The sequence below is a fragment of the Micromonospora sp. NPDC047187 genome (assembly GCF_040643355.1).
GTDB classification, from domain to species: domain Bacteria; phylum Actinomycetota; class Actinomycetes; order Mycobacteriales; family Micromonosporaceae; genus Micromonospora; species Micromonospora salmantinae.
Genome location: NZ_JBEYUF010000013.1, coordinates 166,645 through 193,582, shown reverse-complemented (window position 1 = coordinate 193,582; position 26,938 = coordinate 166,645). Strand labels below are relative to the sequence as shown.

Sequence of the window (26,938 nt, the reverse complement as noted above, 5' to 3'; positions counted from 1 at the left end):
TGCTTGGTCGCAGAACCAGATACCGGAGACCTCTTCAATTGTCGATCACCGCCACGCCGGGACCTTCACCAGCCACCACGACTCCTGAAACACGCTTTAGTCGAGGCAGAACTCGTTGCCCTCGACGTCCTGCATGTTGAGGCACGACTCGTTCTCGCCGTCGGCGAGCAACAGCTGCCCGCGTACCGCGCCGAGGGGGATCAACCGCGCGCATTCGGCCTCGAGGGCGGCCAGGCGCTCCTCGCCCACGAGCCCGGTGACGACCCGCACGTCGAGGTGCACCCGGTTCTTGACGACCTTGCCCTCGGGCACCCGCTGGAAGTACAGCCGCGGGCCCACCCCCGACGGGTCACTGCACGCGAACCACGAACCCTGCTCGAAATCGACATCGTCCCAGGTGGCTAACCCCTCAGGGGGCGGCGGCGGGACGTACCCCAACACCTCACACCAGAAACGACCGACGCGCACAGGCTCGGCGCAGTCGAATGTCACTTGGACCTGCTTGACCGACATCCGTTCACCTTATGAGTCGCGCTGCCGCCGCTGTCCTGGCACCCCCGGGCGCTGGGGGGTGACGCGCTGGCCACGGCTGGCCGTGGAGATCTCAATCCACCTTGGTGAGAAGTGGTTTCCCCTTCTCGACGACGTACGTGGCCAGTTCGACAGCGATACCGTCGCCAACGTTGCGGGCCTGGTGGTGCACACCGTACGGAACCGTGAGCGCGTCGCCGGGATTGCACACCATGGGTGGCTGCCCCTCCAGCCGATACTCGAGGGTTCCCTGCAGAACGCAGATGATCTCCTCGCCGGGGTGGAAATGCTTGAACGGTGGCGAATCCGGAGTGAACTCCACCCGAGTCTGAATGACCTCTCGCCCGGGGACGCTGAGGTCGTGCCGTTGCAGATCGATCCGCCACAGCCCGGGTGCTGACTCCACCGCCGTGGGGCTGATCCCCTCAGGTCGATCCTTGGTGCTCATGACGGCCTCCTGTCAGGCGTCGGGCCGACGGCCATTACTCGGATTGGTACATCCCCGTCGAGAATAGGTAGCCGCCGACCGTCAGGTGCGGAGATGCCGACACGAAGGGCTCCTCGGTGCTCCGTCGCGACCGGCTCGGACGCGGTAGTCCGATCCCCCAGCGGCCGGCGGCAGGCTGGTTCACCGACGGGGCAGCAGCCCTCGTTCGGTCATGTGGGCGCGCAACGTCTCGGCGTCCTCGGCCGACATCAGCCAGCGCGGGATCACGGTCGCCGGCATTCGGCCCACGTACACGACCCAGAAATCTCCGGCTTCCCGCACCTGGGCAACCCCGTCCCAGGCGATGCCGCCGGACTCCGAGCCGCTGCGCATCATGATGTTGTCATCGGTGATGTCGTAGGCGCCCTCGACGGCGTAGCTACCGGAGCGGCGTCGGGCGCGCGCCAGCACCCACGGCCGGTACAGCATCGACAGCACGCCGGCCACTACCAGCGCGGTCCACAGCGGCGAACTCCGCTCGCCCCACCCGAACCCCCGCGAGACGACGAGACCGATGACCCCGACCGTGGCCAGGACCGCTCCGATGTAGCCGAATCTGCGGAGCCGGACGTTGCCGAGCGCGGCGGCCACCCGGCTCGGGTAGGCGGGATCGGCGGGGACGTCAAAACGGATCTGCACGCCAGAACGATAGTGCCTCCACCCGCCCCGGAAGGCGCCTTGCCCCGCCGCACCGGACATGCCGCGGGTATCCGGGTGCGGCAGTCTGATGAGGTGAACGCCGACGACGTCCGAGTGCCCCGGGCCCAGGCGGGGTCGAGCCCCCAGCATCTGCTGACGACAGTGCTCGGCGAATACCTCGACTCCTCTGACGCCGACCTGCCGTCGACGGCGGTCATCGCGATTCTGCGGGAGTTCGGGATCAGCGAGTCCAGCGCCCGTGCCGCGCTGTCCCGGCTGGTCAAGCGTGGTCTCATTGCGACGCGAAGGAGGGGTCGGTCGCCGGTCTACCACCTCACGCCGCAGGCGATCGCCAAGCACCGCTCCCGGATGCGGCACTTCCTGAACTTCGGCTCCCACCCGGCGCCCTGGACCGGCGAATGGGTGCTGGCCTCCTTCTCCGTTCCGAACGCCGGCCAGGCGTCCCGTCATGCGCTCCGCAGGGCGTTGACCGCACTGGGGTTCGTGGGCCTGTACGACAGTGTGTGGATCCGGCCGGGATCCGACGCCGTGCCGGCGCGCGAGGCGCTGCGCGAGCTGCTGCACCACGTCGGGGGTGCCCGCTGGTCGGTCCTGCACGCCCGGTTCGACGAGGAGGCGGGGCCACACGGGCCGGCCTCCGCGTACGACCTGGCCAGTCTCGCCTCCGCGTACTCGACCTTCATCGAGCAGTACGCGGAGCTGCGGGCAGCCGCGCGCAACGGGAAGGTGGGCCCGGCCCGGGCGCTGGTGGCTCGGACGTCGGCGATGGATTCCTGGCGGAAGTTCGCCGACGTCGACCCGGATCTCCCCCCGCACCTGCTGCCTGAGCCCTGGCCTCGCCAGGAGGCCAGGGAGACCTTCCTGGACATCCACACCACGCTCGGCTCGCTCGCTCAGGCGCGTCTGGTCGAGGTGGCGACGCCGCACTGGCCGGATGCCGGCTTGTGGATCACCCACTTCCAGGCGTCGAGGGATCCCTCACGGCCGGAGCCGACCGGCGGAAAGCACGGCAGCGGCCCACTCGCCGGCTGACGACGTCCCGGCCGGTCAGAGCCGACGATACATTGACACTTTTCGTTGCGACAGTGATAGTAACTGCATACAGCTCCCATCGGAGCGCCTGTAGGGACCGCGGCCGGGCGGTCGCCGGCGCTGAATGAGCGGGCAGCGGCGACCGAGGGCACGGCCGTCGCCCAGGCCGCGACGCGCCCACGTCGACCAGACCCGTGGCCAGCGCTGACCACTGTCGTCGGGGCGCGAGTGACACCACCGCCACCGCGGGGAGCGCCACCGTGACTGTTCCTGGAGGATTCAATGAGAAGGCGAGCAAGGATCTACGCGGGGCTGGCGGCCGCCATCGTCCCGGTCACCTCCGTGATCATGGCGCTCGGCGGGACACCGGCGTCCGCCGCCATCGGCGGGTCCGGCCCCTACCCCGCCGACTACGAAACCTCGGCCACCCTGGCCAACCACACCATCTTCCGGCCGCAGACCCTCCCGTCCGAACGCCTGCCCATCCTCGTGTGGGGCAACGGCGGCTGCTCGGCCAACGGCCTCTCCCAGGGCAACTTCCTTCGCGAAATCGCCTCCCACGGCTTCCTCGCCATCGCCAACGGCGCCCCGAACGGATCCGGCTCCACCACCTCCCAGATGCTCACCCAGTCCGTCGACTGGGCGGTCGCGGAGAACTCCCGGCAGGGCAGCAAGTACTACAACAAGATCGACACGAGCAAGGTCGCCGTCGCGGGCTTCTCCTGCGGAGGCCTGGAGGCGTACGCCGTGTCGAACGACCCGCGCGTCACCACGACCGGCATCTTCAGCAGCGGTCTGCTCAACGACGCCGACGACTACCAGCTCAGGAGACTGACCAAGCCGATCGCCTACTTCGTCGGCGGGCCCAGTGACATCGCCTACCCGAACGCCATGGACGACTGGGGCAAGCTGCCCGCGGGCCTGCCCGCCTTCATGGGCAACCTGAACGTCGGGCATGGCGGCACCTACGACCAGGCCAACGGCGGCGAGTTCGGCCGGGTGGCGACTCTCTACCTCAAGTGGCGCCTGAAGGGCGACGCCACCGCCGGCCGCAACTTCGTCGGCGCCGACTGCGGTCTGTGCCGCAGCCAGTGGAGCGTCCAGCAGAAGAACCTGACACTCGACGACGGCACGCCGCCGCCCACCACCCCGCCCCCGACCACGCCGCCGCCCACCACCCCGCCACCGACCGGCACCCCCGGCTGCACCGCGGCCTACTCCGTCCAGGACCAGTGGAACGGCGGGTTCGTCGCCAACGTCAGCGTCACCGCGGGAACCACAGCGCTGACCGGCTGGCGGGTCACCCTCACCCTGCCGAGCGGCGCGTCGGTCAGCTCGCTCTGGAACGGGGTCAGCAGCGGTACCAGCGGAACCATCACTGTCGCCAACCAGAGCTACAACGGGCGACTGGCCGCAGGTCAGGCCACCAGTTTCGGCTTCCAGGGCACCGGCAGCGGCAGCGGCAGCGGAACCACAGCGAGTTGCACCGGAGGCTGACGCCCCGAGGTAGATCGAGTCGATCGGTGGGCCGGTGCCCCGGCACCGGCCCGCCGGGCCCCGGGCCACCGGGCCCGGCGGATAGGGAAGACTGGCCCGCATGGCTGATCTGAACGATGCGAAGGCCGCGCTGCACCACTACCTCCGGAAGAACCGCGAAGACCTCGTCTGGAAGCTCGACGGGCTCAGCGAACGGGAGGTCAGGCTGCCCCGCACGGCGACCGGCAACAACCTGCTGGGTGCGCTCAAGCATTGCCTCAATGTCGAAGCCGGCTACTTCGGGCCCACCTTCGGTCGTGAATTCCCGACGCCCGACGAACTGGTCCCCATTGCGGCGTTCGACGAGGACCCGCAGGCAGACTGGTACGCCAGTGAGGACGAGACGAAGGACGGGCTGATCGACCTGTATCGCCGGGTCGGCGCGTTCGCCGACCAGACGATCGACCAGCTACCGCTCGACGCGCCGGGGCAGGTGCCGTGGTGGCGGCCAGGTCGGCAGGACGTGACGCTACAGCGGATCATCATCCACGTGACCTGCGATCTCGCCCGGCACGCCGGGCACGCCGACATCATGCGCGAACAGCACGACGCGGCGATCGGCCTCCGGCGGACCAACACCAACATCCCCGACGACTACGACTGGCCGGCCTACGTCAGCAAACTGACGAAGCTGGCCGACCACTTCGGGTGATCGGCAAAGCTGTCGGCGTGCGAGACGACCTCAACCAGATCGAAGCGGCCTTCCTGGGAACGCCACTGGCCGGCCTGCCGATCGGGCACGGACCGTCGGCACCATCCGGTTACTCGGTTGCTGGCCTCGCGGTCTGCGTGACCCCTTCCTGGCGCAGTTCGAGCACGTGGGGCTGGTCGTCGGTCCGGACGAACCGAACCGGTAGCCGGTCCGGCTCGCCCAGCAGCGAGACCCGGTCCCGAGGCAGATCCACGACATCGATCCTCGACCGCGCCCACCGGTGGATCAACTCCCGTCAGCCGGTGGGGCGCGTGACGGTACGAGAGACCTCCCGGATCAGATCGAGCGGTTCTTCGGTCCAGTGGGAGGCGAGGACGAGTTCCCGGGCCGGGTCGACCCACAGCAGGTGTCGTCCGCCGTTGCCCCGGGCGCTGCGGCCGGTCGTCGGGGCTCCGGGCCACGGCACCTGCTCATCGTTGAGCCACCACAGATAGCCGTACTCCCGTTTCACTGGGCACGGGGCCCAGGACTGGTCAACCCACTCGGCACTGAGCAGCCGGGTCCCGGCATGGGTCCCCCGGTCCAGGAAGAGTTGCCCGATCAGGGCCAGGTCCCGGGCCGGGACGATCAGTCCCCCGCCCCAGTGCGCGCCGCCGGAGACCACCTCGACCCGGCGGCCGTCGAGGTCGACGACGCTCGTCCGGTACCCGTGCCATGACCACCGGTCGGAGGCGCCCAGCGGGTCCATGATCCGCTCCCGCAGCACCTCCGGCAGCGACCTGCGAAACAGCAGCGTCAGCGCGTACGCGAGCAGGTTCATCCGTACGTCGTTGTACGCCCACCCCTGGCCCGGGGGTGTGCCGTGCACCTCGGTCCGCTCGCGGAAGCTCTGCGCGTCGACGGCCGTCGGCTTACCCCACAGCTCGCCCTCCCACTGGCTCGACTGCTGCAACAGATGACGCCAGGTGATCTGCTCGTTGTGCGGCCCCCGGAACTCGGGAACGTCGACGACCTGGTGCACCGGTTGGTCCGGCACCAACAGCCCGTCGTCGAAGGCCAGGCCGGCCACCACCGACGCGACCGACTTGGTGACGCTGAACGCCATCTCCGGGACGTCCGGGTCGCCCCAGGCCGCGACCTCCCGACCCTCGACCCGGACAACTCCACTGGCCCCACTGGCAGCAAGCAGCGGACCGACCACCTCGCGGTGACTGGCGTCGGAGACCTGTGCCGCCTGGTAGGTCTCGATGTCGGCGGCGGCCGTCGTCCACCGAGCGCCGAACTCCCGGACGATCCGCTCCAGCCGCTGCTGATCCACCGACACGTCACCCATGCCCAGCAGTGTCCAACACCCCTACCACCGGCGGGGCGAGCCGTGACCAGCCACATAGGATCGGGCGACCTCGTACGCCGGACCTGAGGAGCGTCCCGTGACCCTGCTGGAGCGTCTGCACCTGGCCGGCATGCGTGAGGTCGTCTCGGTGCAGCCGGTGACCGGCGGGCTCGCGGCGCTCGCGGGCATCGCCACCCGCCGGGACGCCCCACCGGTGTTCGTCAAGGGCTTCGCCGACCCGCCGGCCGACGACGTCTTCGTCGCCGAGGCCGAAGGGCTGGCCGCCCTGCGCGAGTTGGGCGGTGTGCCGACACCCGAGGTGATCCTGGCGGATCGCGACGTCCTGGTGCTGTCGGTGTTGCGCGAGAGGCCACGCAGCGAGGCCTTCTGGGAGCAGTTCGCCCACCTGCTCGCCCGCCTGCACCTGAGCACGACCCATCCCCGTTTCGGCTGGCACCACGACAACTGGCTGGGCCGTCGCCGGCAGGTCAACACGTGGAACGACGACGGCTTCGCCTTCTTCGCAGAGCACCGGCTGCTGCGTTGGCTCGACGAGCCCCGCGTCGAGGCGGCGCTCGACGCGCAGGACCGGTCGGCGCTGGAACGGCTCTGTGACCGACTGCCCGACCTGCTGCCGGAGCGTCCGGCGTGTCTGACGCACGGGGACCTGTGGGCACAGAACGTCCTGGCCACCGCGGACGGAGAGCCGGCGCTGATCGACCCGGCCGTGTCGTACGTCTGGGCCGAGGTCGACCTCGCGCACGTGTGGTCCACCTCGCCCCCGCCCGAGGCGCGACGGATGTTCGAGGTCTACGCCGAGCTGACCTCGCTCGACGCCGACTGGGAGGCCCGGATGCCGGTCATCCAGCTGCGACAGCACCTCGCCGTGCTGGCCCAGTTCGACGACGACTGGGGCGCGGCCGATCAGATCCGCGCCGTCCTTGCCCCGTTCCGGACGCGATCGTGACCACAGGGCCGGCCGCCGATCGCGGCGACCGGCCCGGCCAGCCGATCCGGTCGACGGTAGCCGAGGCCCGCGCGCGGAGCGGGAGTCGTGCCCTCCACTACGGTGACCACCCGGAATGGGGGGTGGACCATGGCACCGGAGGTGTCGCCGCGAAGGGCCAGGGCCGTGCTCGTCACGCTCTCCCTCGCCGCGTTCGCGTTCATCACGACCGAGTTGCTGCCCGTCGGTCTGCTGACCCGCATCGCACCCGATCTGGACCGGTCCCGCTCACAGGTGGGCCTGCTGGTCAGTGGGTACGCCGTCGTGGTGGTGCTGGCGTCCGTGCCGCTGACCCGACTGACTCAGCGCGTCCCCCGGCGGCACCTGCTCGGCGTCACGATGCTCCTGTTCGCCGCCGCGAACGCCGCCGCCGCGCTCGCACCGACGTACGCAGTGCTGGCCGGCACCCGCCTGGTGACCGCCCTCGCCCAGGCGCTGTTCTGGTCCGTCGCCACGGCGACAGTGATCGGGCCGTTCCCGGTCGCGGTGCGCGGCCGGGCGGTGGCGCTGTTCGCGACCGGGGCGACGCTCGCCCCGGTGCTCGGAGTACCCCTCGGCACCTGGCTCGGGCAGCAGGCCGGCTGGCGCGCGGCGTTCGCGGTGCTGGCCGGGATCGGTGTGGCGATCTCCGCCGCGGTGCTGATCCTTCTCCCCTCCTATCCTCCGGCCGCCGGCGGCGCCGCCCGGGGCAGCGCACCGCACGGCCGGCGCTTCGCCGTACTGCTGATCGCCACCGCCCTCGGCATCGGCGGCTTCATGACCCTGCAGACCTACGTGACACCGTTCCTGCTCGACGTCAGCGGCTTCGCCGACGCGGTGCTGGCGCCGCTGCTGTTCGTCTCCGGCGCGGCGGGCGTCGTCGGCACCCTGGTCGCGGCCCGGACGCTGGACACCCGACCGATCGCTTCGCTGCTGACGCCGCTGGGCATCGGCACGGCCTCGCTGCTCGGGCTGTACGTGCTCGGCGCGCTCAAGCCGGGCGTGGTCGCGCTTCTCGCCGGGATCGGCCTCGCGTACGCGGCGTTCGGCTCCGCAGTGCAGAACCGGATGCTGCAACTGGCCCCGGGCAGCACCGACATCGCGTCGGCCGGTGTCAGCACCGCCTTCAACGCCGGCATCGCCGGCGGATCACTGCTCGGCGGTGCCCTCCTGCCCACCTCGGGGGCACGCCCGCTGGCGCTCACGGGCGGACTGCTGACGCTGGCCGCCCTCACGCTGCTCGCCGTGGACGCACATCGCGGGCGCGTCGTCGCGCCGGAGCCGACCGTCGCCAGTCCCCCAGCTATACGCCGGTCCGACTCGCCTGCTGTCGGAAAACCCTCCGGTACGGGCCGGGCGTGACGTCGAGGAGTTGTGCGAACTGAGATCGGACGTTGCTCGACTCGTTCCCGCCGTTCGCGCGGGCGAGCGGCGGGACAGCAGGTATCCGGTGCCCGCGGCGGCGAGGCCGGCAAGGCCGGCCGTCGCGAAACCGCCCGCCGGCACGGAGAGGTCGATCGCCACGCCGACGAGCGGGGCTCCGAGCGCGAAACCGGCGCTCTGCGCCGACGATTGCAGACCCGTCACCTCGCCGCGCACACCGGGCGGCGCCAGGCGGCTCACCACGTCGGCCACAGTGCCAAGAGTCGGCGCGGTGAGTAGTCCGCTGCCGACGACGGCCACACACAACCACCGCCAGTCGTGGGCCAGCCCGGCGGGAATCGTCACGAACCCGAGCAGGGCGAGCAGCAGCCAGGTGGGCAGTGGCCGGGTCAGCGCGCCGTAGACCAGCCCGCCGATGACCGACGACACGCCGAACACCACGACGACCACGGCGGCCCAGGACACCTGACCTGCCTCCCGCAGCGTGGCGACGATGGCGAGGTCGACGCCGCTGAGCAGCGTCGTCGTCCCGAACGCCATCGTCAGCGCAGCGATCATCCTGGCGTCCAGCCACTGCCGGCGTGGGGGTCGTTCCGCCGCGGCGGCGTCCGTCTCGTCCTGGGCGCGCATCGGTGGGTTGAGCAGGGCGATGCCGACACCGCCGGCCAGGATCGCGGCACCGACCCCCCACGCCACCACGTCGGGGGACACCGTCGCCGCGCCCAGGATCACCACCGCCGGGCCCACGATGTACGACAGTTCGCCCTGCACCGATTCCAGCGCGAACGCGGCCCGGCGCTGCTGCGCCGTCGTCATCTCGGCGATCGCCTGTCTGCTCACCGCCTGGGCCGGCACCATCAACAGGCCCGCCACGAAGCTGGCGACCAGCAGGAACCCGTACGGCAGGACCGGCACGCCCAGCCAGAACACGACCTGCGCGCTGACGGTCACCAGCAGGACGAGGCGCAGGCCCCGTGAGTCGATCATGCGGCCGAGCAGTGGCCCGCCCAGCGCCACTCCGGCGGTCAGGGCCGCCGCGACCCCACCGGCCGCCGCGTAGCTCAGTTCCAGGCCGAGGACGACGAAGAGGGTCAGCGCCATCACATCGGCCGTTATCGCGGTGCGGGCAAGCAACGAGACGCCCAGCAGCGGTGCCATCCCTGGCACGGCGAGCACCTGCCGGTAGCTGGTCACCCGGTTGACGCTAGTTCCGCCCGCCCGCCATAAGAAGACGCCATCTCGTTGAGGCTGGCATAATGATTGCTTATGGCCAGGGACCTGGAGACCGCCCTGCTGCGGTCGTTCGTCGCCGCCGTGCGGGAGGGCAGCATCAGCCGTGCGGCGACGGCGCTCGGGCAGACCCAGCCCGGTCTCAGCCAGCAGCTGCGCAAGCTCGAAAGCGCCGTCGGTCGTCCGCTGCTGCACCGGTCGTCGTCCGGTGTCTCGCCGACCCGGACGGGCGAGGAGCTGCTGCCGTACGCCGAACGCATCCTCTCGCTCTCCGCACAGGCACTCGCCGAAACCGGACGCGCGCTCACCGGCCACTGTGGCGTCGGGTTGCTCGAAGACCTCGCCGCGTCCCACCTTCCGCAGGCCCTCGCCGACCTCGCCCGACTGCATCCCGGCGCGACGCTGGAGGTGCTCAGCTGCTCCAACGCCGCCATGCGGGAGGCCTACGACGCCGGCCGCGTCCAACTCGTGCTCGACGCGGTACCGGACATTCCCGGGCCGCCGCGCTGGACGGTGCGCGCCCCGCTGGTCTGGGCGACCGGGCAGGGTGTGGACGTGAGCGCCGATCCGCTGCCGGTGGTGCTCTTCTCCAACCCGTGCTCCTGGCGTACGTCGGTGCTGGACGCGCTGGAGCGTGCCGATCGGCGTTGGCGGGTGGCCTTCGAGAGCAACAGCCTGGTCGGGGTCCTCGCCGCGGTGCGGGCCGGGCTCGGCGTGGCGGCGCTCATGCCCGCGAACCTCGAACCGGTCATGATCTGCCGTGACACGGATGCCCTGCCCGTCCTGCCGGACGTCGAGTTCGGTCTCGCCCGGCACCCACGGACCGAGGGGGATCCGCTGATCGACGCCGTGGAGACGGTGCTCCGTCGCATCGTCTGAGCACCTGGCCCGGAGTCGACGTCTCTGCGCACGGTCAGCGTGGTCATCGGCTCGCCCCTCCCGGACGAGACCGGGGCAGGCCGAGGATGAGGATGACGCCGACGCTCAGGTGCAGCAGCGCGAGGGTCGCCTTCGCTCCCCCACCGACGCCACTCGGCGGCCCGACCGCGAGCGACAGCAGCAGGACGGCGACCGCGATCGAGGTCCACCAGCCGCGGGAGCGGTTGGTGCGGCGTTCCAGCACCGCGAGCAGCGCCCAGCCGGCCAGTGCCGCGACCGCGGTGGCCACGATGACCGCGGCCACAGTGATCTGCCGGGTCGAGTCAGCGGACCTGACCGCCAGGTCGACGCCGGCCGCCGAGTCCAGAAGCGCGAACTCGACCACCGCCACCATGATCGCGCCGGCCGCCACCGCGGCCCGTCCCAGGAGAAGGTTGTTCGTCATGGTCTGAGTCTGTGGACCGGACCGGGCCGGACGCGTCGGTCCAGGCGCCACGGCGGGTACGCCCGCTGGCGGCCCGGCGTACTACCAAAGGAGGTGGTCCGGCCGGCCGCGAGCCCAGTAGCGTGCGGCATGTGGATGCGGCGACGTGCGAGGTCAAGCCGCCGCGGACGTGGCGTTCCGTCCCGGTGGTCCTGACGACCGTGGCGATCGGCGTCCTCGTCGCGACCATGCTGTGGTCCGCCACCCGGTCCAGCTCCGCCGGCCGGGTCGGCGTCGACGTCGCGCTGGCGATGGCCGCCCTGGCCCTCGTACCGGTGGTCGTCCGCCGCCCGCAGATCGGTGGCGTGCTGGCCGGCCTGCTCGTCGCGCTGTCTCCGGTGGCCACGCCGGTGGCCAGCTTCGCGGTGCTGTTCATTGCCCGCAACCGACCGTTTCGGCAAGCGGCGGCGGTGGCGGCGGTCGGCGTGGCGGGCGAGGCGGTGCAGGCGTTCTGGCGGCCGGTGCCCAGCCTGCCGTACGGGTGGCGGCTGGTGCTGATGACGATCGCCTACGCGGCCCTGCTCGGCTGGGGCACCTGGGCGCAGGCCCGCAACGCCCTGCTGGCGGCGCTGCGGGACCGGGCCCGACGGGCCGAGCAGGAGCAGGAACGACGGGTCGACGAGGCGCGGGCGGCGGAGCGCAGCCGGATCGCGCGGGAGATGCACGACGTGCTGGCCCACCGGCTGTCCCTGCTGGCGGCGGCTGCCGGCGCGGTGGAGTACCGGCCGGACGCGCCGCCCGAGCGGCTCAGCGCCGCCGCCGGGGTGATCCGGGCCAGCGCACACCACGCCCTCGACGAGCTGCGCGAGGTCATCACCCTGCTGCGCAGCGACGACACCGAGTCGCCGACCGACGCACCACCCGGGCAGACCCTCGCCGACCTGCCGCGCCTGGTCGACGAGGCGCGGGCCGCCGGGCAACAGATCGAGGTCGACGACCCGTTCGGTCCGCCGGTCGAGATCCCCCCGACGGTCGGCCGCACCGCGTACCGGATCGCGCAGGAGGCCCTGACCAACGCCCGCAAGCACGCCGCTGGTCAGCCGGTCCGGCTGGTGCTCGGCGGCGCGCCCGGCGCCGGCCTGAGCATCGCGGTGAGCAACCCGACCACGCCCGACGGCGGTGCCACCGTCAGCGCCGGTACCGGCCTGATCGGCCTCGCCGAACGGGCTGCGCTCACCGGCGGTCGGGTCGCCCACCACGTCGACGCCGCAGGCCGGTTCCACCTCATCGCGTGGCTGCCGTGGCCGACGTGACGGGTCCGATCCGGGTCGTCATCGTCGACGACGATCCTCTCGTACGGGGGATGCTCACGCTGATGCTCGACGGCGCCGACGGGATCGTGGTGGTGGGCGAGGCCGCCGACGGCGCCACGGCGATCACGGCGGTGGATCGGCACCTGCCCGACGTGGTGTTGATGGACATCAGGATGCCCGGCGTGAACGGCATCACCGCCACCGAGCGCCTGCGCCGCCGCCACCGGCCGCCCGAGATCATCGTGCTCACCACGTTCGACACCGACGAGCACGTGGTGCGGGCCCTCCGAGCCGGCGCGAGCGGCTTCCTGCTCAAGGACACCCCGCCCGAGCAGATCAGCCAGGCGGTCTGGGCGGTGGCGGCCGGCAACCCGATGCTGTCTCCGGGCGTGACGCGCCGCCTCATGCAGCGGGTCGCGTCGGGGGCCGAGTCCTACGAGCGGGCGCACGAGCGGTTGGCAGTGCTCACACCCCGGGAACGCGACGTCGTGCTGGCCATCGCGCAGGGGCGCTCCAACGCCGAGATCGCCAGCGAGCTGCTGATGAGCGTGACGACGGTGAAGGCCCACGTCTCGCACATCCTGACCAAGCTGGATCTCGACAACCGCACCCAGATCGCCCTGCTCGCCCACGACGGTCGGCTCCTCTGACCGGGCCCCGGGGTCAGGCCAGCACCGCTGGCAGCACGAGCACTGCGAAACGGATCACCCGCCCGGAAAGGCAGGCGACGGCGAACTCCCAACGTCGAAGGCCCGCGGTGCCGGCGGCGAGGCTGACGACGGCCAACGGTGGAACCCCGACCGCGGCGGAGGCCAGCACTGTCGGTAGGGCGGTGCGGCGGCGGGAGAGCCAGCGTCGGATCGGCTCGGTCCACCGCGCGGCCCGAGCCGCCGCGCGCCCTGACTTTCCCCGCTTCGCGACCTTCTGGGCCAGTCGCCCCGACCCGCGACGCGCCGACTCGAACAACAGCAGCTTGCCGGCGGTCTGCCCGAGCGCCAGGGCGACCACGGCGACGAGAGCGTGGCCGCCGCGCTGCCCGGCGACCACGGCGTAGGCCTCGGCGTTGACGATCGGGACGAGCGCCGAGGCGACACCATAGCCGAGCGCCACCACGGCCTCGGCGAGGCTGCTCATGCCCGGCCGTCCCGTTCGAGCAGCCGGACCACCGCGGCGACCGACCACAGCTTCACCGCGACAACGGCGACGGCGACGCCCAGCGCGAGCAGGTACTGCCCGAACGCGATGGCGCCGATGACGCCGGCGGTGTTGGCGACCTTGGCCACTGGCGACCAGTTCAACGCCCACACCCGCCGGTCGACCAGGTGGAAGTAGTTGGGGCTGAGCACCGGCCAGCACAGGAACGCCAGCGACAGCATGGTGTCCAGCACCAGGAACGAGAGCAGGAAGACCACTGCCACGACCGCGACGTCCGGCACGAGGGAGACGAGGCCCACGCAGAGTACGGCGGTGCACGCGCGGTCGCTCACGATGTCGAAGACGGCCCCGGCCCGGGTCTCCTGTCCGAGTCGGCGGGCGGCCCAGCCGTCGAGCACGTCACCGATCCAGTAGATACCGTACGATACCGCCATCAATGCCACCGACCCGGAGACGAGGGCCACGATACCGACGGTGACGGCGGCGACCGTGCGAACGGCGGTGATGTAGTTGGGAACCGTACGAAGCGGGCCGACGGTGATGGCGGCGCGGGAGTCAACGAGAGTCACTCCCGCAGAGTCGTCCGGCGAGCGTTTTCGCGGAACGTGCCGCGGTGCCGATCTGGTTGCGAGGGCGGTACCGGGGTGCCGGCCGATCCGGTACCTGGGTACTGGCCGCTCTTCCGGCTGGTCGCGGAGACTGTGCGGGTGACGACTGGAATCCGCGAACGGTTGCGCGACCCCGAGCGAGTGCGCCGGCTCGCGTACGGTGCGGTTGGTTTGATCATCGCCGCCGTGGTCACCACAGTCGAGGACGGCGTGTCCGTGCCGGCGGGCTGGGCGTGGCTGGTGCTGCCGGTCGGCCTCGGAGCCACGGCGCTGCGCCCCCGCTACCGAACCCTGGTCTTCGCGGTCTGCGCAGGGTTCGTGGCGATCGTGAGCACCGGCGAGTCGGTGCAGTTGGGCCTCGCGGCCGCCGGCCTGGTGTTCGTCTCGGTCTGCGAGGATCCGGCCCGACACCCCTGGCTGGGGTGGGTGGGTGGCCTGATCGGCGCGGCCGGCGCCCTCACCACCGCACTGTTCAACGAGCGAGGGGTGTACGAGCAGCCGTTCTTCTTCGTGACGGCCGGCTACCTCCTGGCGATCCTGTTGCGATCGTGGTCACGCGGCCACGCCCTGACCCGGGAGACGGACGACCTGCGCGGCCAGGCCGCCTGGCTCGAACAGCGCACCAACCTGGCCCGCGAGCTGCATGACGTGGTCGGCCACCACGTCACCGCGATGGTGGTCCAGGCCGAGGCGGGCCAGCTCAGTGACGACCCGGGGGCGGCGCTGCGGGCGATCGCGGGCAGTGGCCGCACCGCACTGAGCGAACTCGACACGCTCGTCGTACACCTGCGCGATCCGGACGCGTCGATCGCGGTGAGCGCCCCGCCGCGCCTGTCCGACATCGACGAGCTGCTCGCCCAGCCGCTGCGCCAGCAGGGCGTGACGGTGCGGGTCCAGTTGGACCCCGAGCCGGGCCTGGACGAGATCGGCGTGTTGACCGCCTACCGCATCGCCCAGGAGGCCCTCACCAACATCGCCCGCCACGCGAAAGCCACGGCGGCCTGGGTCGAACTGGCCCGCGTCGGCGACCACGCCCGCCTACGGATCAGCGACGACGGCATCGGGCCGCCCCGCGCACCCACGAGCGGCTCGGGTCTGCTCGGCATCGGGGAACGCGTTGCCGCGCGCGGCGGGAGCTGGGAGCTGAGCCAGCGCCCCGGTGGCGGCACAGTGGTGCAGGCCAACCTGCCGGTGGCGAACAGATGATCCGCGTCGCGATCGCCGACGACCAGGAGCTGGTCCGGGACGGCTTCAGCCTGATCCTGCGATCCCAACCCGACATCCAGGTCGCGGCCGAGGCGGCCGACGGCAGACAGTTCCTCGACGCCGTACGTCGCGACTCGCGCATCGACGTCGCCCTCGTCGACATCCGCATGCCGGTGCTCGACGGCCTGCAGGCCACCCGCGAGCTGGCCACGATCGCGCACGCCCCGGCCGTCATCGTCGTCACCACCTTCGACGACGACGCCTACGTCCTGGACGCCATCGCCGCCGGCGCGCGCGGGTTCCTGCTCAAGCGGTCCAGCGCCCGTGACCTGATCGCCGCGGTGCGCACCGTCGCGGCCGGCGAGGCGGTCCTCTCCGCCGAGGTCACCGGCGCCGTCCTCGACCGGGTCCGCGCGACCGGGCCGGCCACCCGCGTGGAGTTGGCGGCCTACCAGCTGACCGCTCGGGAGACCGACGTGCTCGCCCTGATCGGCGCCGGACTCAACAACAACGAGATCGCCGAACGCCTCTACCTGTCCATGAGCACCGTCAAGACCCACGTGACAAACGTGCTGGCCAAGACCGGCAGCCGCGACCGCGTACGAGCCGCCATCCTGGCGATCCAGGCCGGCCTGACGCCGTGAGTCAAGGATCGGCGCGGGGGGCCACAGACTCTGCCGGCGGCTCTGTCGGCCGGTTCACATCGGGCTGGGAGCGCTGGCTGACGCGGTCAGCGACCGATCGGTCGTAGGGTTGCCGCATGGCACAACGACTCGTCAGCGTATGGCAACCGTTCTTCCTTGCTAGCGAGAGCAAGGGCGCGGCCATCGACGCCGCGACCGAGTTGGAGGATCTCGGCTACTCACGAATCTGGTTCTCCGGTGGTTTCGGCGAGAACGTCGCCCCCCGCTTCCGGGAGATCCTGGACGGGACCACCCGCATCGGGGTCGCGACCGGCATCCTGAGCATCTGGCACTCGTCGCCCCCCGAGGCAGCGGCGTTCGCCAAGGACGCGGAGCAGGCGCATCCCGGCCGGTTCCTGCTCGGTCTCGGCGCCAGCCACGCGGTGGTGGTGGAAAGCGGCGGCACCGACTACCGCAAGCCGTACTCACGGATGGTGCAGTACCTCGACGGCCTCGACGCGGCCGGGCTTCCGCCCGAGCGGCGCATCCTGGCCGCACTGGGCCCGCGGATGCTCGAACTCTCCCGCGACCGCTCGACCGGTGCGCACCCGTACTTCGTCCCGGCCGAGCACACCGCCGAAGCCCGGGCGGCAATCGGACCCGACCGGCTGCTCGCCCCCGAGGTCGCGGTGGTCCTCGACACGGACGCCACCACCGCGCGCGCCACCGCCCGCCAGTACACGAGCGGGTACCTCGCACTGCCGAACTACACCAACAACCTGCGGCGATTCGGCTGGACCGACGAGGACTTCGCCGACGGCGGCAGTGACCGCCTCGTCGACGCCCTGATCCCGTGGGGCAGCGTCGAGAAGGTGGTGGCCGGGTTGGAGAAGCACTACCAGGCCGGCGCGGACGAGGTGGCGATCCAGGTGCTCAACGGCGGCGACGACACGACGTTCCCCGCCGACGCGTTCCGCGCCCTCGCCGCAGCCCTGATCTGAATTCCGAAACCCGCGGCACCGTTGGCCCGGTCTGGGAAGGCGGCGGCCACGGCGAGGCCGACCTTCTGGCGTCGTGCTATCGGCGCAGCCTTGCTGTCCGTGGGGCTGCCGTCGGTGATGCGGCAGTCCACGCAGTAGTCGCCGCCGTTCGCGTCGAGGTGGGGTGACGTGGCGGCCCAGACCTGGGTCGTCGCGCCTTGCTCGACGGCCTTGAACAGGCCCGGTGCGGGAGTGCCGTCAGCGTCGATCCAGCCGGCGGCGACCATCTCCTCGGCTGCGAGGTGCCGTTGCAGGCTGCGCTGCGTCCGGCGAGGACGTCTCCGGCCGTACTGTGGGCACCGAACCTGGTGTGGGTCGTGTCGCTGGTCATGCCGCGGACGCTAGATGCTAGACCGAGGTCTAGGTCAATGGCTACGGCCGACGCCATGGCGGACAGCGGCCTGAGCATCGGGCAGGTGGCGCAGCGCACCGGGTTGAGCGTGCACACCCTGCGGCTCTACGAGCGTAAGGGCTTGTTAGCCAGCGAGGTGCGGCGCGACGGGTCTGGCAGGCGCGTCTACAGCGCCCGGGACGTCGAGTGGCTGGCAAACTGCGTGAAGTTCCGTGCCTCCGGGATGCCGCTCACCACGATCAGCCGCCTCGCTCAGCTCGTACGCGAGGGCAGCGGCAACGAGGCCGAGCGGCTCACGTTGCTTCGCGACACCCTCGAACTCATCAACGGCAAAGTGGCCAGCTACGAACAACACCTCGCCGCCGGCGCCTCCGGTGATCCCTGGCAACAGCAACCCCAGCTCGCCCCGACGGAACACACACCTCAGCTGCGCTGACGAACACCGCCGGCCGGACCGCATTCGCTGGCTGTCGTGGCCGTTCGAGTGCCGGGTTGCGGTGCCTGGTTGGTGGGTAGGACCTGAATGTCGGGCAGATGGGTACGCTGCACCGGCGGTGGCCCCGACCAACTCCGCCGCACCGCAGCCACCCGCACTTAAGGGTGGCGCCGTCGGTCGTTGCCCGTATCCGCAGACGAGAGGCGAAACCCACACCATGACCGCCGTACCAGACCAACGGTCTACTGCTGTTGCGGGTTCGGCGGATGCCGAGCAGGCAGCGGAGGAGGACCTGCGGGCGTTGTTCGGGCAGTCCATCGCCGTCTTCGCGTCTCTGGCGGGGCCGTCGCATCTGGTGGAGACGGCGAACCCGGCGTTCTTCGCCACCATCGGCGAAGAACGGGCCCGGGTCGGGATGGCGATCGCCGAACTGATGCCCGAACTGGCCGGTCAGGGATTCATCGCGCTCCTGGACCAGGTCTTCCGCACGGGTGAGCCGTACACCGGCCGTGACGTCCGGGTCATGCTGGGCAGCGGCCCGCAGGCCCGGGAGGCGTTCTTCGACTTCACCTACGAGCCGCGTCGGGACGCCGACGGCAACGTGACCGGGATCCGTGTGCTCGGCGTGGAGACCACGCAGGTCAAGCATGCCCAACGGCTGATGGCCGAACATCGTGCCCTGCTGGAGCAGATCGCCCGCCAGGCACCCCTGACCGAGGTGCTCGACGGGATGGCCCGCTGTATCGAGAACCTCGCACCGCAGGAGGTGCTCGTCTCCGTCCTGCTCGCCGATTCCGACGCCCGGCACCTGCGCCACGGCGCCGCGCCGAGCCTGCCCGACTTCTACAACAAGGCCATCGACGGCATCGCGACCGGCGAAGGTGTCGGCTCGTGCGGCACCGCCGCCCACCGGCGGGAACCAGTCATCGTCACCGACATCGCCACCGATCCGTTCTGGGACGACTTCCGGGACCTGGCCGACCAGGCCGGACTGGCGGCCTGCTGGTCCACGCCGATCCTGGCTCGCGACGGCGGCCTGTTGGGCACCTTCGCGATGTATCACCGCACCCCGCGCGTCCCGCAGGACACCGACCTCGCCCTCACCCGGCTCTTCGCCGGCACCGCAGCCCTGGCCATCGAACGCCACCACATCGAGCAGGCGAAACTCGCCGCCGAGGCACGCGCCAAGTCGGCCAATGACGAGCTGGCCAAGGTGCTAAGCGTGGAGCGGGAACTGCGCGCCGAGGCCGAGCAGCGCGCCACCGCCGCCGCTGAACTCGCCACCCAGATGCGTGCCGCCGCGGCCGCGCAGGCCGCCACGCCGCACCCCGAGCACTGCCAGCTCGGCGGCGCCGCCGGGTGCACCGCGCCAGCCGAGGTCAAGATCGCCGATTCGTGGGGTGACGCGGCGTGGGGCTGCCCCGCCCACGTCGAGGAAGCCATCCTCAACGTGCGGTCGGTGTTCATCGCCAGCGAGGAACTCGGTGGCCTGGCCGCCTACCTCAACCGCTGATGGTTCCCGATGCCGCGCTCGGCTTCGGTTACAAGCTTGAGTGGCTCGCCATACGTGACCGGGACGCCGACGCCGTCGCGGCCGCGCTGAACCTCAGCCGTCCCACTCCCGCCAACTGGCGTGACGCGGTCACCGCTGCGTACGACGACCAAGAGCTTCGCTCCCGAAGCGACCGCTGCCGCCCGGCTTCAGCCGTTCCTGGGGAACGCGTACTTGGCGCTGCCGATGACAGTTGCGGCCGCGACGATCAGGAGGATGAGTGCCGCCCAGGTGATCGAGGCGGTGCCCAGGCCGGCGAGCAGGAGGCCACCGATGAGACCCCCGGTCGCGATAGAAGCCGAGAAGACCGTGATGGTGATCGACTGAGCGACGTTCGCGGCTTCTCCGGCGGCGTTGATGGTGGCGCCCACGAACAGGCTCGGGGAACTGCCGAACGCGAAGCCCCATGCGGCGACGGCGACGTAGACCAGCGCCGGTGCGTCCGCGACGACGCCCAGGACGAGCACGCTGGCCCCGAAGAGCAGGGTGCTGCTCACGGCAAGCCTGCGCAGGTGTCGGTCGATGTGGGTTCCGACCACGAGAACGCTGAGCACGGAGGTGACTCCGAAGGCGAACAGCACCCAGCCGGTCTGGTCGGCCATCCCCAGCTGAAGCAGGACGTCGGTGATGTACGTGTAGAGAAGATTGTGAGCGATCATGTACGTGGCCAGCGCGAACAGAATGGGCCGCAGCCCGGGCACGACCAGTACCTGCGAGATCCTGAAGCGGGCGTCTACCGGTTGTCCGGGCAGGTTCGGGACGGCCACCAGGACCCAGGCCATGGTCATGACGGTCACGGCAGCAGCGGCGTAGAAGGCGAGTTGCCAGCCCCCGAGGCTGCTGAGCCAGGTTCCCAGCGGGACGCCCAGGGCCAGCCCGATCGGGGTTCCGGCGAGGGCGATGGCGATGGCTCGGCCTTGTCGTCCCTCTGGCGCGATTTGGGCGGCGTAGCCACCGAGAAGTGGCCAGATGAGTCCGGTTCCCAGCCCGGCGACGAAGCGCAGCACCATCGTCAGCGTGTAGTTCTCGGACAGCGCGGTGAGCGCGTTGGTGACGGCGACCACGACCAAGGCAAGTTGCAGGACATGCTTGCGCGACCAGCTGGCCGTCGCCCACGCGAGAGGGATGGCGCCGAGCGCTGTGGCGAGCGCGTAGATCGTGACCGTCTGGCCCGTGAGCGAGACGCTCGTGTTCAGAGTGCGGCTCATTTCCGGCAGAAAGCCCGCCGGAAGGCATTCGGTGAGGATGCTGATAAAGCCGGCCAGGAAAAGGCCGAACAATGCCATTCCCGGAAGGCGGCCCGGCCGCGCGGTCGTCGGGCTCAGGTCTTTGAATGCGGTGATGGTCATGGTGCTCTTTCGAAAATAGGGCGGCGAGGCCGTCCGGGCGGATTGATGACGGAAAGCCAGCGTGCACCGGTTGGGCTTGCAAGCTGTTTCCTCAGGTCACATCGAGCGTGCTTCAAGGGCGCGGCGCTCGCCAGCCACCTGCTTGGCCTACGTCTCGTGTGGCTACCACTGGCAGGGACAGGTTGAGGTGCGAACTGCGTGGAATAATCGAGATATGGCAGCTCGCCACGTCACTCACACCGATTTCTCAGCCACTTCGGGCACGGATACCGAACCGAAGCCGCAGCAGGGTCTCGACCAACGCGCGGAGCTGAGCGAGTTTCTGCGCACCCGCAGGGCCCGCCGCAAACCGGCCGATGTTGGGCTGACCGACTACAGCCGACGGCGTCGCGTCCCCGGTCTGCGCCGGGAAGAACTCGCGCAACTCGCGGGGGTCTCCGCGGCGTACTACACGCGATTCGAGCAGGGCAACGCCCGCAATGTCTCACGTGAGGTGCTGGAAGCGATCTCCCGCGTACTCGACCTCTCCGAAGCCGAGCACGCCCATCTGGTGCGCCTGGCCCAGCCCAAGCGGCATCAGCGCCGACCCAGGCCGCCACACCAACAGGTACGGGCCGAGATACGAGAACTGCTCGCCGCGTTGGAAGGCGTGCCAGCGTACGTATGAGGGCCCCGCACTGATGTGCTGGCCTGGAACCAGACCGCCTCCGCCCTCTTCGGTGACTGGGCAGCCCGTACCTCATCGGACCGGAACTGGGCCAGGATCGCTTTCCTCGACCCGGCGTCCCGAAAGTTGTTTCCTGACTGGGAAGCCAAGGCGTACGACGTGGTGGGACAACTACGGCTGGGCGCCGGCCGACATGCCGACGACCCGTCGCTGGCGTCCCTGATCGGCGAACTGTCGTTGAAGAGCGAGGACTTCCGCAGACTGTGGGCCACCCACGATGTCAAGAAGAAGACGCACGGCGTCATACGCCTGTCACATCCGCTCGTGGGTGAGCTGACAGTGCGCTACGAGACACTCGCGCTCCCCGGTGATCCGGAGCAAATGCTGAGCACCTACCACGCCGAGCCCGGGTCGCGATCGGAGGAGGCGCTGCGACTGCTGGCCAGTTGGGGACCAGACGCCGCCCAGGAGCGGCCCACCGCGCCATCGCGGTGACGAAATCGGCGTAGCGATTCAGGAACTGTCGAAGGATTGTTCGCCGAGGGCGCGCAGAAAGTCGAAGTTGTCGGCGGTGGCCGTGCCGGGTTGAGGCCGGAAGATGACCAGGCGCTGACCCGTGGTGGTGCTGAGAACGAAGTCGCACTGTACGTCCAGCCGTCCGGCTTGCGGATGGACGAGGATTTTGCGGGTGGTCTGTAGCGGGGCGACCTGCATGTCGGACCAGTACTGGGCAAATTCCGGGCTGACAGTGGTGAGATCGGCGATCAGTTGTTCGGATACGGGGTCGTGGCCGCTGCGGGCGGCGGCTGCGCGTAGGTCGGCGACGTATGCGCGGCCGATCGCCTCGTGCTCCTCCGGCACGTTGAGCGCGCGGGATTCGGGGTGGGTGAACCAGCGCCAGGTCACGTTCGACTGCCGGTCGCCACCGTCGGTCCAGGAGCCCAACAGCGCGCGGCTGAGGGCGTTCTGGGCGAGGACGGTGGTCCGGTCGTCGATGACGTGTGCTGGCACCGTGGTGAGTGCGTCGAGGAGGAACATCATCGCGGGGTCGACGTACCCGCTGACGCTGGAGGTCGTCGGCGCGGGATGTCCGGCGAGGCGGTAGAGGTAGTCCCGTTCGTCGACGGAGAGCCGCAACGCCCGGGCCAGGCTGCCGAGTAGAGCCTGCGAGGGGTTGGTGTTGCGCGACTGCTCGAGTCGTTCGTAGTAGTCGACTGACACATTTGCCAGGAGTGCGACTTCCTCACGGCGTAGGCCGGGGGTGCGGCGCCGCCCGCGTGGTGGGAGCCCGACGTCAGCCGGGCGGAGTGCCTGCCGGCGAGCCCGCAGGAAGTCGCCGAGTTCGGTTCGCGCCACGAACTGCCCTTTCCGGATCGCGGTGCCACCAGCGCTGCTGGAGGCACCGCGAAGATCCCGTCGATGTCGGAAGCTACTCCTGGATCGCGGCCATGGCCGGTCCGGCGTAGCGCTCCCCGGCGGCGGCACCGACCGGAGCGGCGGCGCCGAGTTCATCGAGCAAGCCGGCATCAATCCTGAGCTGCGCGGCGGCGACGTTCTCCTCCAGATACGTCCGACGCTTGGTGCCGGGGATTGCGGTGACGTGGTCACCTTGCGCCAGCACCCAGGCCAACGCGAGCTGGCCGGGCGTGACACCCGCCTGTTCCGCGATGGCGCGGATCCGGTCCACCAGGAGCAGGTTCTGCCGGAGGTTCTCCTCGGCGAACCGCGGCCAGGTACGACGCCAGTCGTTCTCGGGCAGGTCTTCCAGACCACGAACCGAGCCGGTCAGGAAACCACGGCCCAACGGCGCGTACGCCACGAACCCGATCCCCAGGTCTCGCACTGTGTCGAGCACACCATTGGTCTCCACATTTCGGGTGAACAACGAGTACTCGGTCTGCACCGCCGACAGTGGCGCGGTGGCATGCGCGGCGCGAATGCTCTCCGGCGACGCCTCGCTGATCCCGAGGTACCGGATCTTGCCTTCGGTGACGAGTTCGCCGAGCGCGCCGAAGGTCTCCTCGACCGGTACGTTCGGGTCGACCCGGTGCTGGAAGTACAGGTCGATGTAGTCGGTGCCGAGCCGGCGCAACGATCCGTCGAGCGACTTGCGCACGTAGTCAGGTTGCCCGTTGGCGCCGCCGATGATGCGGCCGGCATCGTCGAACGTCACACCGCCGAACTTGGTCGCGATGAGGGCCTGGTGGCGACGCCCTCTCAGCGCCCGGCCGAGCAGTTCCTCCCCGGTGAGCGGGCCGTACATGTCCGCGGTGTCGAACAGGGTCACGCCCAGTTCGAGTGCGCGGTGAACGGTGGCGGCGGACTCGGCGTCGTCCGGGGTGCCGTACATCGCGGTCATGCCCATGGTGCCGAGTCCCTCGACCGAGGCCACCAGCCCTTGACCACCGATCGCGTGCTTCTGCAAGATCATGTTGGTTTCTCTTCCTTGATGCCACGAGCGTCTTCCGAACGCTCGTCACCAGCCTGCGACAGATCGGCGCCGTTATCGGCGTTCTGCCCATCCCCGGCCCGACAGGGCGACGATCCGACGCAGGCCCGGGGCTGATCGGCGGCGACACCTTGATCAGCGCTCCTATTGCTTGACCCTTCAAATTTCCACCGGTAGCCTTTTGGCATTCATCCATGGCTATCGATGCAAGTAGGTGAATCGTGCTGTTGAAATCCATCGCCCTCGCCGCGTCCGTCGCCAGCGTGCTGGCCACCGCCCCCGCCGCTTCGGCGGCAAGCTCCCAAGCATCGAACGAAGCCTGGCTGCCCGGGAACTGTCCGCAGGGCACGTTCTGCATCTGGCCCAACTGGGATCACCCGGCAGAGGGCCCGACCGCGACTCCGTCTCTGGTGACCACTACCGAGTGGTCCGGCAACGTCCCGGCCTTCAACTTCTACAACCGCACCTCCCGCAACGCCGAGATCACCTGGTCCTACAACTACCTCGGGACGCAGCTTTCCGGCGCGATCTGCGCTCGCCCGGGCGGCGGGGACCTGTATGTGCCCATGTTCGCGACGAAGGTGAGTTGGCAGCCGCGCACCTGCTGAGCCTTTCCCGCCGCCTGGTCGTGAAGTGTTCGGCAGTGGGTCAGGGCGTCCACCGTACGCCCGGGTTCACCCGCCCTGACCAGTCGAAGACGGCCATGTTGTCCCACTGGTTTCCGGTGCCGTTGATGTTGGCCGGATCCCAGCCGTTGCCGCGGACGGCGTACCAGGTCGGTTCCCAGTAGAAGACGCCGATGGCGCCAGCGTTGCGGGCGGTGTTCTGCACCCAGTCGAACTCCTGGGCCTGCCCGGACCAGGTCGCGCTGATGCCGTCACAGGTCGCGTCGCCGATGGCGTTCGGCTCGCTGTCCGCGTTGTTCCGGGTGAAGGGGTACGCGGTCTCCACGATCACCACCGGCTTGCCGTAGCGCCCGCGCAGATCAACGATGTTGTTGTAGAGGTTCGCCAGGGTGCCGTGCCACATGCAGTAGTACGACTGGGCGGTGATGTCCCACTGCACACCCTGGGCGCGGATGCCGTCGTAGAACCATCGGGCGTTGGCGTTGCTGTCGGCGTTTGCGGTATGGATCATCACGGGGATGCCGCTGCCGCACGCCTTGGTCGCGTTGTAGCCCTGCTTCAGCAGGCCGGCCAGCGGGACGAAGTCGTTGTTGACGACCTTGCCCTCGTTCCACAGCATCCCGACGTTGATCTCGTTGCCGATCTGCACACTGTCCGGTGGGGTGCCCTGCCCCCGCAGGCTGGCGCAGACGTCGTAGGTGAAGGTGTAGACGTCGGTGCGCAGTTGGCTCAGGCTGTGGCCGGCCCAGGCTGCCGGCTTGTACTGCTTGCCAGGGTCGGCCCAGGTGTCGGAGTAGTGGAAGTCGATGAGCACCTTGAGGCCCTTCGCCCTGGCCGCCCTCGCCTGGCCCAACACCGCGTTCTTGTTGTTGTAGCCGCTGATCGGGTTGTTCCAGACGCGCAGCCGGACGTAGTTGACGCCGACGGACCTCAAGATGTCCAGTGGGTCGCGGGCGACCCCGCCGGCGTCGTGGTACCTGGCGCCGAGATCCAGGCTGCGCTGCAACGAGGAGACGTCGGCACCCCGCATGGTGAGCGTGTTCGCGGCGGAGACGGGCGCGGGCGCACCGGCGAGCGTGGTGGCGACGGTGAGGATGCCGGCCGTAACCGCCCCGAGCAGGGCCCTGGCGCGGCGGTGGTGGGGCACAACCGTATGGGTAATCACGAGGCTCCTTCAGCCCGCCGTGCAGGGGGCGCCGTTCAGCGAGAAGCCGGTCGGCGGCGCGTCGCTGACACTCCACCGCCCCTGGACGCCGAAGGTCGCCGAGCCGTTCGGCGCGAGGACGCGGTTCCAGTCGACGTCACGAGCGGTCACTGTGGTCCCGGTCTGGCCGATCGTGGCGTTCCACCCCGAGGTCACCTGCTGGTCTCCCGGGAAGTTGAAGGTGACGGCCCAGCCGTCGATCGGTGCCGCCCCGGCGTTGTGGACCGTCGCCGTGGCCACGAAACCGCCCTGCCACTCGGACTGGTTCCGGTAGGTCACCCGGCAGGTCGAGGGCGGCGGGGGCGTCGGAGTCGTCGTCGTGGGCAGAGTGACGGTGTTCGACGCGATCGACACGTTGCCCACCGCGTCCCGGGCCCGCACGTAGTACAGGTTCCGCAGCGGCGTCGACGCAGGCAGCGGCGTCGTGTACGTCGTACCCGGCACGGTGGCGACGAATTGCGAGGTGAACCAGCCGTCGAACCGGTAGACGTTGTACCCGAGCACGCCGACGTCGTCCGTCGACGGCGACCAGGACAACGTGCCGGTCGAGGCGGTCACCTCGCCGACGGTCAGGTTCTGCGGCGCGGTCGGCGGGGTGGTGTCCGGGCCGGTGTCCGTCACCGGTGTGACCACTGTCAGCGCGTCCGACCAGTTCGAGCGTTGCCCGAGGCTGTCCCGGGCGATCAATCGGAACGTGTACTGCTGGCCCGCCCCAAGCTGGCCGGTGATCGTGGTGCTGGTGACGGCCCCGACGCTGGCGCTGAAGACGATGTCGCCGAACTCCTGGTAGTACGTGATGTCGTACCCGGTGATGGCGCAGCAGCCGGGCGCGGCGGCCGTCCAGGTGAGGGTGACCGACGCGCTCCGGACCTCGCTGGCGGTCAGGTTCGTGGGCGCACTCGGCAGGGCGGGCGAGGTGCTCGGCGTACCGGACGGCGTCGGCGACGTTGGCGGCGCGGTTCCGGCCGGCGCTGCGACGGACCCCGCGGCCCCACCGGGTGCCGGGGCGACCCGCGGGTACGCGGCGGGCGTCACGGTGCCGGCGTCGGCCGCCGGTGCGGCGCTCAGAGCGGTGCCGAGCACCGCCGTCGACAGCACGACGGCGGCCAGCAGGCCCGGCCGCAGACGGCGGAACAGCGAGGACGAGCGAACGCCAGTCATACCTCGACGATGCAGCAAGAGATCGATGATCGCCAACGTGTCTCACGCCTCGGCCGGTGATCGGC

The 26,938-nt window shown here is 70.2% G+C and carries 29 protein-coding genes and 2 pseudogenes; 17 read left to right on the top strand and 14 right to left on the bottom strand.

Annotation, left to right across the window (positions count from 1 at the left end; translation table 11 throughout):
• Positions 1-96: 96 nt before the first annotated feature.
• The 3 genes from ABZ794_RS21500 to ABZ794_RS21490 form a co-directional block, all read right to left on the bottom strand.
• Positions 97-513 carry a VOC family protein gene (locus ABZ794_RS21500; protein WP_210785577.1) on the bottom strand — a complete coding sequence of 139 codons (417 nt, stop codon included), beginning with the start codon at positions 511-513 and terminating at the stop codon, positions 97-99.
• Between the two features lie 91 nt (positions 514-604).
• The gene (locus ABZ794_RS21495; RefSeq protein ID WP_210785576.1) at positions 605-979 is read right to left on the bottom strand and encodes a cupin domain-containing protein; all 375 of its coding nucleotides are present in this window, start codon (positions 977-979) and stop codon (positions 605-607) included.
• Between the two features lie 180 nt (positions 980-1,159).
• Positions 1,160-1,657: a YcxB family protein gene (locus ABZ794_RS21490; RefSeq protein WP_210785575.1), complete on the bottom strand. Its 498-nt coding sequence runs from the start codon at positions 1,655-1,657 to the stop codon at positions 1,160-1,162.
• Positions 1,658-1,750: 93 nt separating this feature from the next.
• On the opposite strand from ABZ794_RS21490, the gene ABZ794_RS21485 reads away from it, so the two are divergent.
• The 3 genes from ABZ794_RS21485 to ABZ794_RS21475 all read left to right on the top strand — a co-directional run bounded on the left by ABZ794_RS21485 (position 1,751) and on the right by ABZ794_RS21475 (position 4,898).
• Positions 1,751-2,710 carry a PaaX family transcriptional regulator C-terminal domain-containing protein gene (locus ABZ794_RS21485; protein WP_210785574.1) on the top strand — a complete coding sequence of 320 codons (960 nt, stop codon included), beginning with the start codon at positions 1,751-1,753 and terminating at the stop codon, positions 2,708-2,710.
• Positions 2,711-2,992: 282 nt separating this feature from the next.
• A complete protein-coding gene (locus ABZ794_RS21480) occupies positions 2,993-4,207 on the top strand; it encodes a cellulose binding domain-containing protein (protein WP_210785573.1) in 1,215 nt (404 codons plus the stop codon).
• A 100-nt stretch (positions 4,208-4,307) separates the two neighbouring features.
• Positions 4,308-4,898, top strand: a complete 591-nt coding sequence (locus tag ABZ794_RS21475) for a DinB family protein (protein WP_357517143.1) — start codon at positions 4,308-4,310, stop codon at positions 4,896-4,898.
• 109 nt (positions 4,899-5,007) lie between these two features.
• On the opposite strand, the gene ABZ794_RS21470 is transcribed toward ABZ794_RS21475, so the two are convergent.
• Both ABZ794_RS21470 and ABZ794_RS21465 read right to left on the bottom strand, forming a co-directional pair.
• A complete protein-coding gene (locus ABZ794_RS21470; RefSeq protein ID WP_357517141.1) occupies positions 5,008-5,151 on the bottom strand; it encodes a hypothetical protein in 144 nt (47 codons plus the stop codon).
• 42 nt (positions 5,152-5,193) lie between these two features.
• Positions 5,194-6,231 (bottom strand): serine hydrolase, encoded by a 1,038-nt coding sequence (locus tag ABZ794_RS21465; RefSeq protein WP_238690354.1) that lies wholly within the window; start codon positions 6,229-6,231, stop codon positions 5,194-5,196.
• Between the two features lie 97 nt (positions 6,232-6,328).
• On the opposite strand from ABZ794_RS21465, the gene ABZ794_RS21460 reads away from it, so the two are divergent.
• Together ABZ794_RS21460 and ABZ794_RS21455 are read left to right on the top strand one after the other, a co-directional pair.
• On the top strand, positions 6,329-7,198 hold the full coding sequence (locus ABZ794_RS21460; RefSeq protein ID WP_357517139.1) for a fructosamine kinase family protein: 870 nt from the start codon (positions 6,329-6,331) through the stop codon (positions 7,196-7,198).
• Between the two features lie 129 nt (positions 7,199-7,327).
• Positions 7,328-8,578, top strand: coding sequence for an MFS transporter (locus tag ABZ794_RS21455; RefSeq protein ID WP_357517137.1), 1,251 nt, complete (start codon positions 7,328-7,330; stop codon positions 8,576-8,578).
• A 357-nt stretch (positions 8,579-8,935) separates the two neighbouring features.
• On the opposite strand, the pseudogene ABZ794_RS21450 reads toward ABZ794_RS21455, so the two are convergent.
• Positions 8,936-9,757 (bottom strand): annotated as a pseudogene (locus ABZ794_RS21450) (MFS transporter); the annotation flags it as partial.
• Between the two features lie 108 nt (positions 9,758-9,865).
• On the opposite strand from ABZ794_RS21450, the gene ABZ794_RS21445 reads away from it, so the two are divergent.
• Positions 9,866-10,708 (top strand): LysR family transcriptional regulator, encoded by an 843-nt coding sequence (locus tag ABZ794_RS21445; RefSeq protein WP_238690351.1) that lies wholly within the window; start codon positions 9,866-9,868, stop codon positions 10,706-10,708.
• A 43-nt stretch (positions 10,709-10,751) separates the two neighbouring features.
• Here the strand turns inward: ABZ794_RS21445 and ABZ794_RS21440 are convergent, their stop codons facing one another.
• A complete protein-coding gene (locus ABZ794_RS21440; protein ID WP_238690350.1) occupies positions 10,752-11,153 on the bottom strand; it encodes a DUF6069 family protein in 402 nt (133 codons plus the stop codon).
• A gap of 131 nt (positions 11,154-11,284) precedes the next feature.
• Here ABZ794_RS21440 and ABZ794_RS21435 point away from each other — a divergent pair, with 131 nt between their 5' ends.
• A complete protein-coding gene (locus tag ABZ794_RS21435; protein ID WP_238690349.1) occupies positions 11,285-12,445 on the top strand; it encodes a histidine kinase in 1,161 nt (386 codons plus the stop codon).
• The gene (locus ABZ794_RS21430) at positions 12,433-13,095 is read left to right on the top strand and encodes a response regulator transcription factor (RefSeq protein WP_357517134.1); all 663 of its coding nucleotides are present in this window, start codon (positions 12,433-12,435) and stop codon (positions 13,093-13,095) included. The genes ABZ794_RS21435 and ABZ794_RS21430 overlap by 13 nt, the downstream gene beginning before the upstream one ends.
• Positions 13,096-13,108: 13 nt before the next feature.
• On the opposite strand, the gene ABZ794_RS21425 is transcribed toward ABZ794_RS21430, so the two are convergent.
• Positions 13,109-13,579: a VTT domain-containing protein gene (locus tag ABZ794_RS21425; RefSeq protein ID WP_357517132.1), complete on the bottom strand. Its 471-nt coding sequence runs from the start codon at positions 13,577-13,579 to the stop codon at positions 13,109-13,111.
• Complete coding sequence (locus ABZ794_RS21420) at positions 13,576-14,169, bottom strand: CDP-alcohol phosphatidyltransferase family protein (RefSeq protein WP_238690346.1); 594 nt, start codon at positions 14,167-14,169, stop codon at positions 13,576-13,578. Before ABZ794_RS21420 ends, ABZ794_RS21425 begins: the two co-directional genes overlap by 4 nt.
• A 138-nt stretch (positions 14,170-14,307) precedes the next feature.
• Here ABZ794_RS21420 and ABZ794_RS21415 point away from each other — a divergent pair, with 138 nt between their 5' ends.
• The 6 genes and pseudogenes from ABZ794_RS21415 to ABZ794_RS21390 all read left to right on the top strand — a co-directional run bounded on the left by ABZ794_RS21415 (position 14,308) and on the right by ABZ794_RS21390 (position 19,378).
• Positions 14,308-15,414 carry a sensor histidine kinase gene (locus ABZ794_RS21415; protein ID WP_210785563.1) on the top strand — a complete coding sequence of 369 codons (1,107 nt, stop codon included), beginning with the start codon at positions 14,308-14,310 and terminating at the stop codon, positions 15,412-15,414.
• Positions 15,411-16,058 (top strand): response regulator transcription factor, encoded by a 648-nt coding sequence (locus tag ABZ794_RS21410; protein WP_210785562.1) that lies wholly within the window; start codon positions 15,411-15,413, stop codon positions 16,056-16,058. Before ABZ794_RS21415 ends, ABZ794_RS21410 begins: the two co-directional genes overlap by 4 nt.
• A 116-nt stretch (positions 16,059-16,174) precedes the next feature.
• Positions 16,175-17,038 carry a TIGR03620 family F420-dependent LLM class oxidoreductase gene (locus tag ABZ794_RS21405; protein WP_238690338.1) on the top strand — a complete coding sequence of 288 codons (864 nt, stop codon included), beginning with the start codon at positions 16,175-16,177 and terminating at the stop codon, positions 17,036-17,038.
• Positions 17,039-17,055: 17 nt separating this feature from the next.
• Positions 17,056-17,130, top strand: a pseudogene (locus ABZ794_RS21400) (RNase III inhibitor); the annotation flags it as partial.
• A 315-nt stretch (positions 17,131-17,445) separates the two neighbouring features.
• Positions 17,446-17,865 (top strand): MerR family transcriptional regulator, encoded by a 420-nt coding sequence (locus tag ABZ794_RS21395; protein WP_357517128.1) that lies wholly within the window; start codon positions 17,446-17,448, stop codon positions 17,863-17,865.
• 217 nt (positions 17,866-18,082) lie between these two features.
• Positions 18,083-19,378, top strand: coding sequence for a GAF domain-containing protein (locus tag ABZ794_RS21390; RefSeq protein ID WP_357517126.1), 1,296 nt, complete (start codon positions 18,083-18,085; stop codon positions 19,376-19,378).
• A gap of 188 nt (positions 19,379-19,566) precedes the next feature.
• Here the strand turns inward: ABZ794_RS21390 and ABZ794_RS21385 are convergent, their stop codons facing one another.
• Entirely contained in the window at positions 19,567-20,766 is a 1,200-nt protein-coding gene (locus tag ABZ794_RS21385; RefSeq protein ID WP_357517124.1) for an MFS transporter, read from the bottom strand.
• A 214-nt stretch (positions 20,767-20,980) separates the two neighbouring features.
• Between ABZ794_RS21385 and ABZ794_RS21380 the strand changes: the two genes are divergently transcribed.
• Together ABZ794_RS21380 and ABZ794_RS21375 are read left to right on the top strand one after the other, a co-directional pair.
• Entirely contained in the window at positions 20,981-21,433 is a 453-nt protein-coding gene (locus ABZ794_RS21380) for a helix-turn-helix transcriptional regulator (RefSeq protein ID WP_357517122.1), read from the top strand.
• Positions 21,434-21,448: 15 nt separating this feature from the next.
• Complete coding sequence (locus tag ABZ794_RS21375) at positions 21,449-21,928, top strand: hypothetical protein (protein WP_357517120.1); 480 nt, start codon at positions 21,449-21,451, stop codon at positions 21,926-21,928.
• An 18-nt stretch (positions 21,929-21,946) separates the two neighbouring features.
• On the opposite strand, the gene ABZ794_RS21370 is transcribed toward ABZ794_RS21375, so the two are convergent.
• Together ABZ794_RS21370 and ABZ794_RS21365 are read right to left on the bottom strand one after the other, a co-directional pair.
• Positions 21,947-22,789 carry a helix-turn-helix transcriptional regulator gene (locus ABZ794_RS21370; RefSeq protein ID WP_357517118.1) on the bottom strand — a complete coding sequence of 281 codons (843 nt, stop codon included), beginning with the start codon at positions 22,787-22,789 and terminating at the stop codon, positions 21,947-21,949.
• A 73-nt stretch (positions 22,790-22,862) separates the two neighbouring features.
• A complete protein-coding gene (locus ABZ794_RS21365) occupies positions 22,863-23,864 on the bottom strand; it encodes an aldo/keto reductase (protein WP_238690332.1) in 1,002 nt (333 codons plus the stop codon).
• 239 nt (positions 23,865-24,103) lie between these two features.
• Here ABZ794_RS21365 and ABZ794_RS21360 point away from each other — a divergent pair, with 239 nt between their 5' ends.
• Positions 24,104-24,490 carry a hypothetical protein gene (locus tag ABZ794_RS21360; protein WP_210785555.1) on the top strand — a complete coding sequence of 129 codons (387 nt, stop codon included), beginning with the start codon at positions 24,104-24,106 and terminating at the stop codon, positions 24,488-24,490.
• 40 nt (positions 24,491-24,530) lie between these two features.
• Here the strand turns inward: ABZ794_RS21360 and ABZ794_RS21355 are convergent, their stop codons facing one another.
• A complete protein-coding gene (locus tag ABZ794_RS21355) occupies positions 24,531-25,538 on the bottom strand; it encodes a glycosyl hydrolase 53 family protein (protein WP_238690358.1) in 1,008 nt (335 codons plus the stop codon).
• Between the two features lie 144 nt (positions 25,539-25,682).
• A complete protein-coding gene (locus tag ABZ794_RS21350; RefSeq protein ID WP_210785554.1) occupies positions 25,683-26,873 on the bottom strand; it encodes a cellulose binding domain-containing protein in 1,191 nt (396 codons plus the stop codon).
• Positions 26,874-26,938 lie beyond the last annotated feature (65 nt).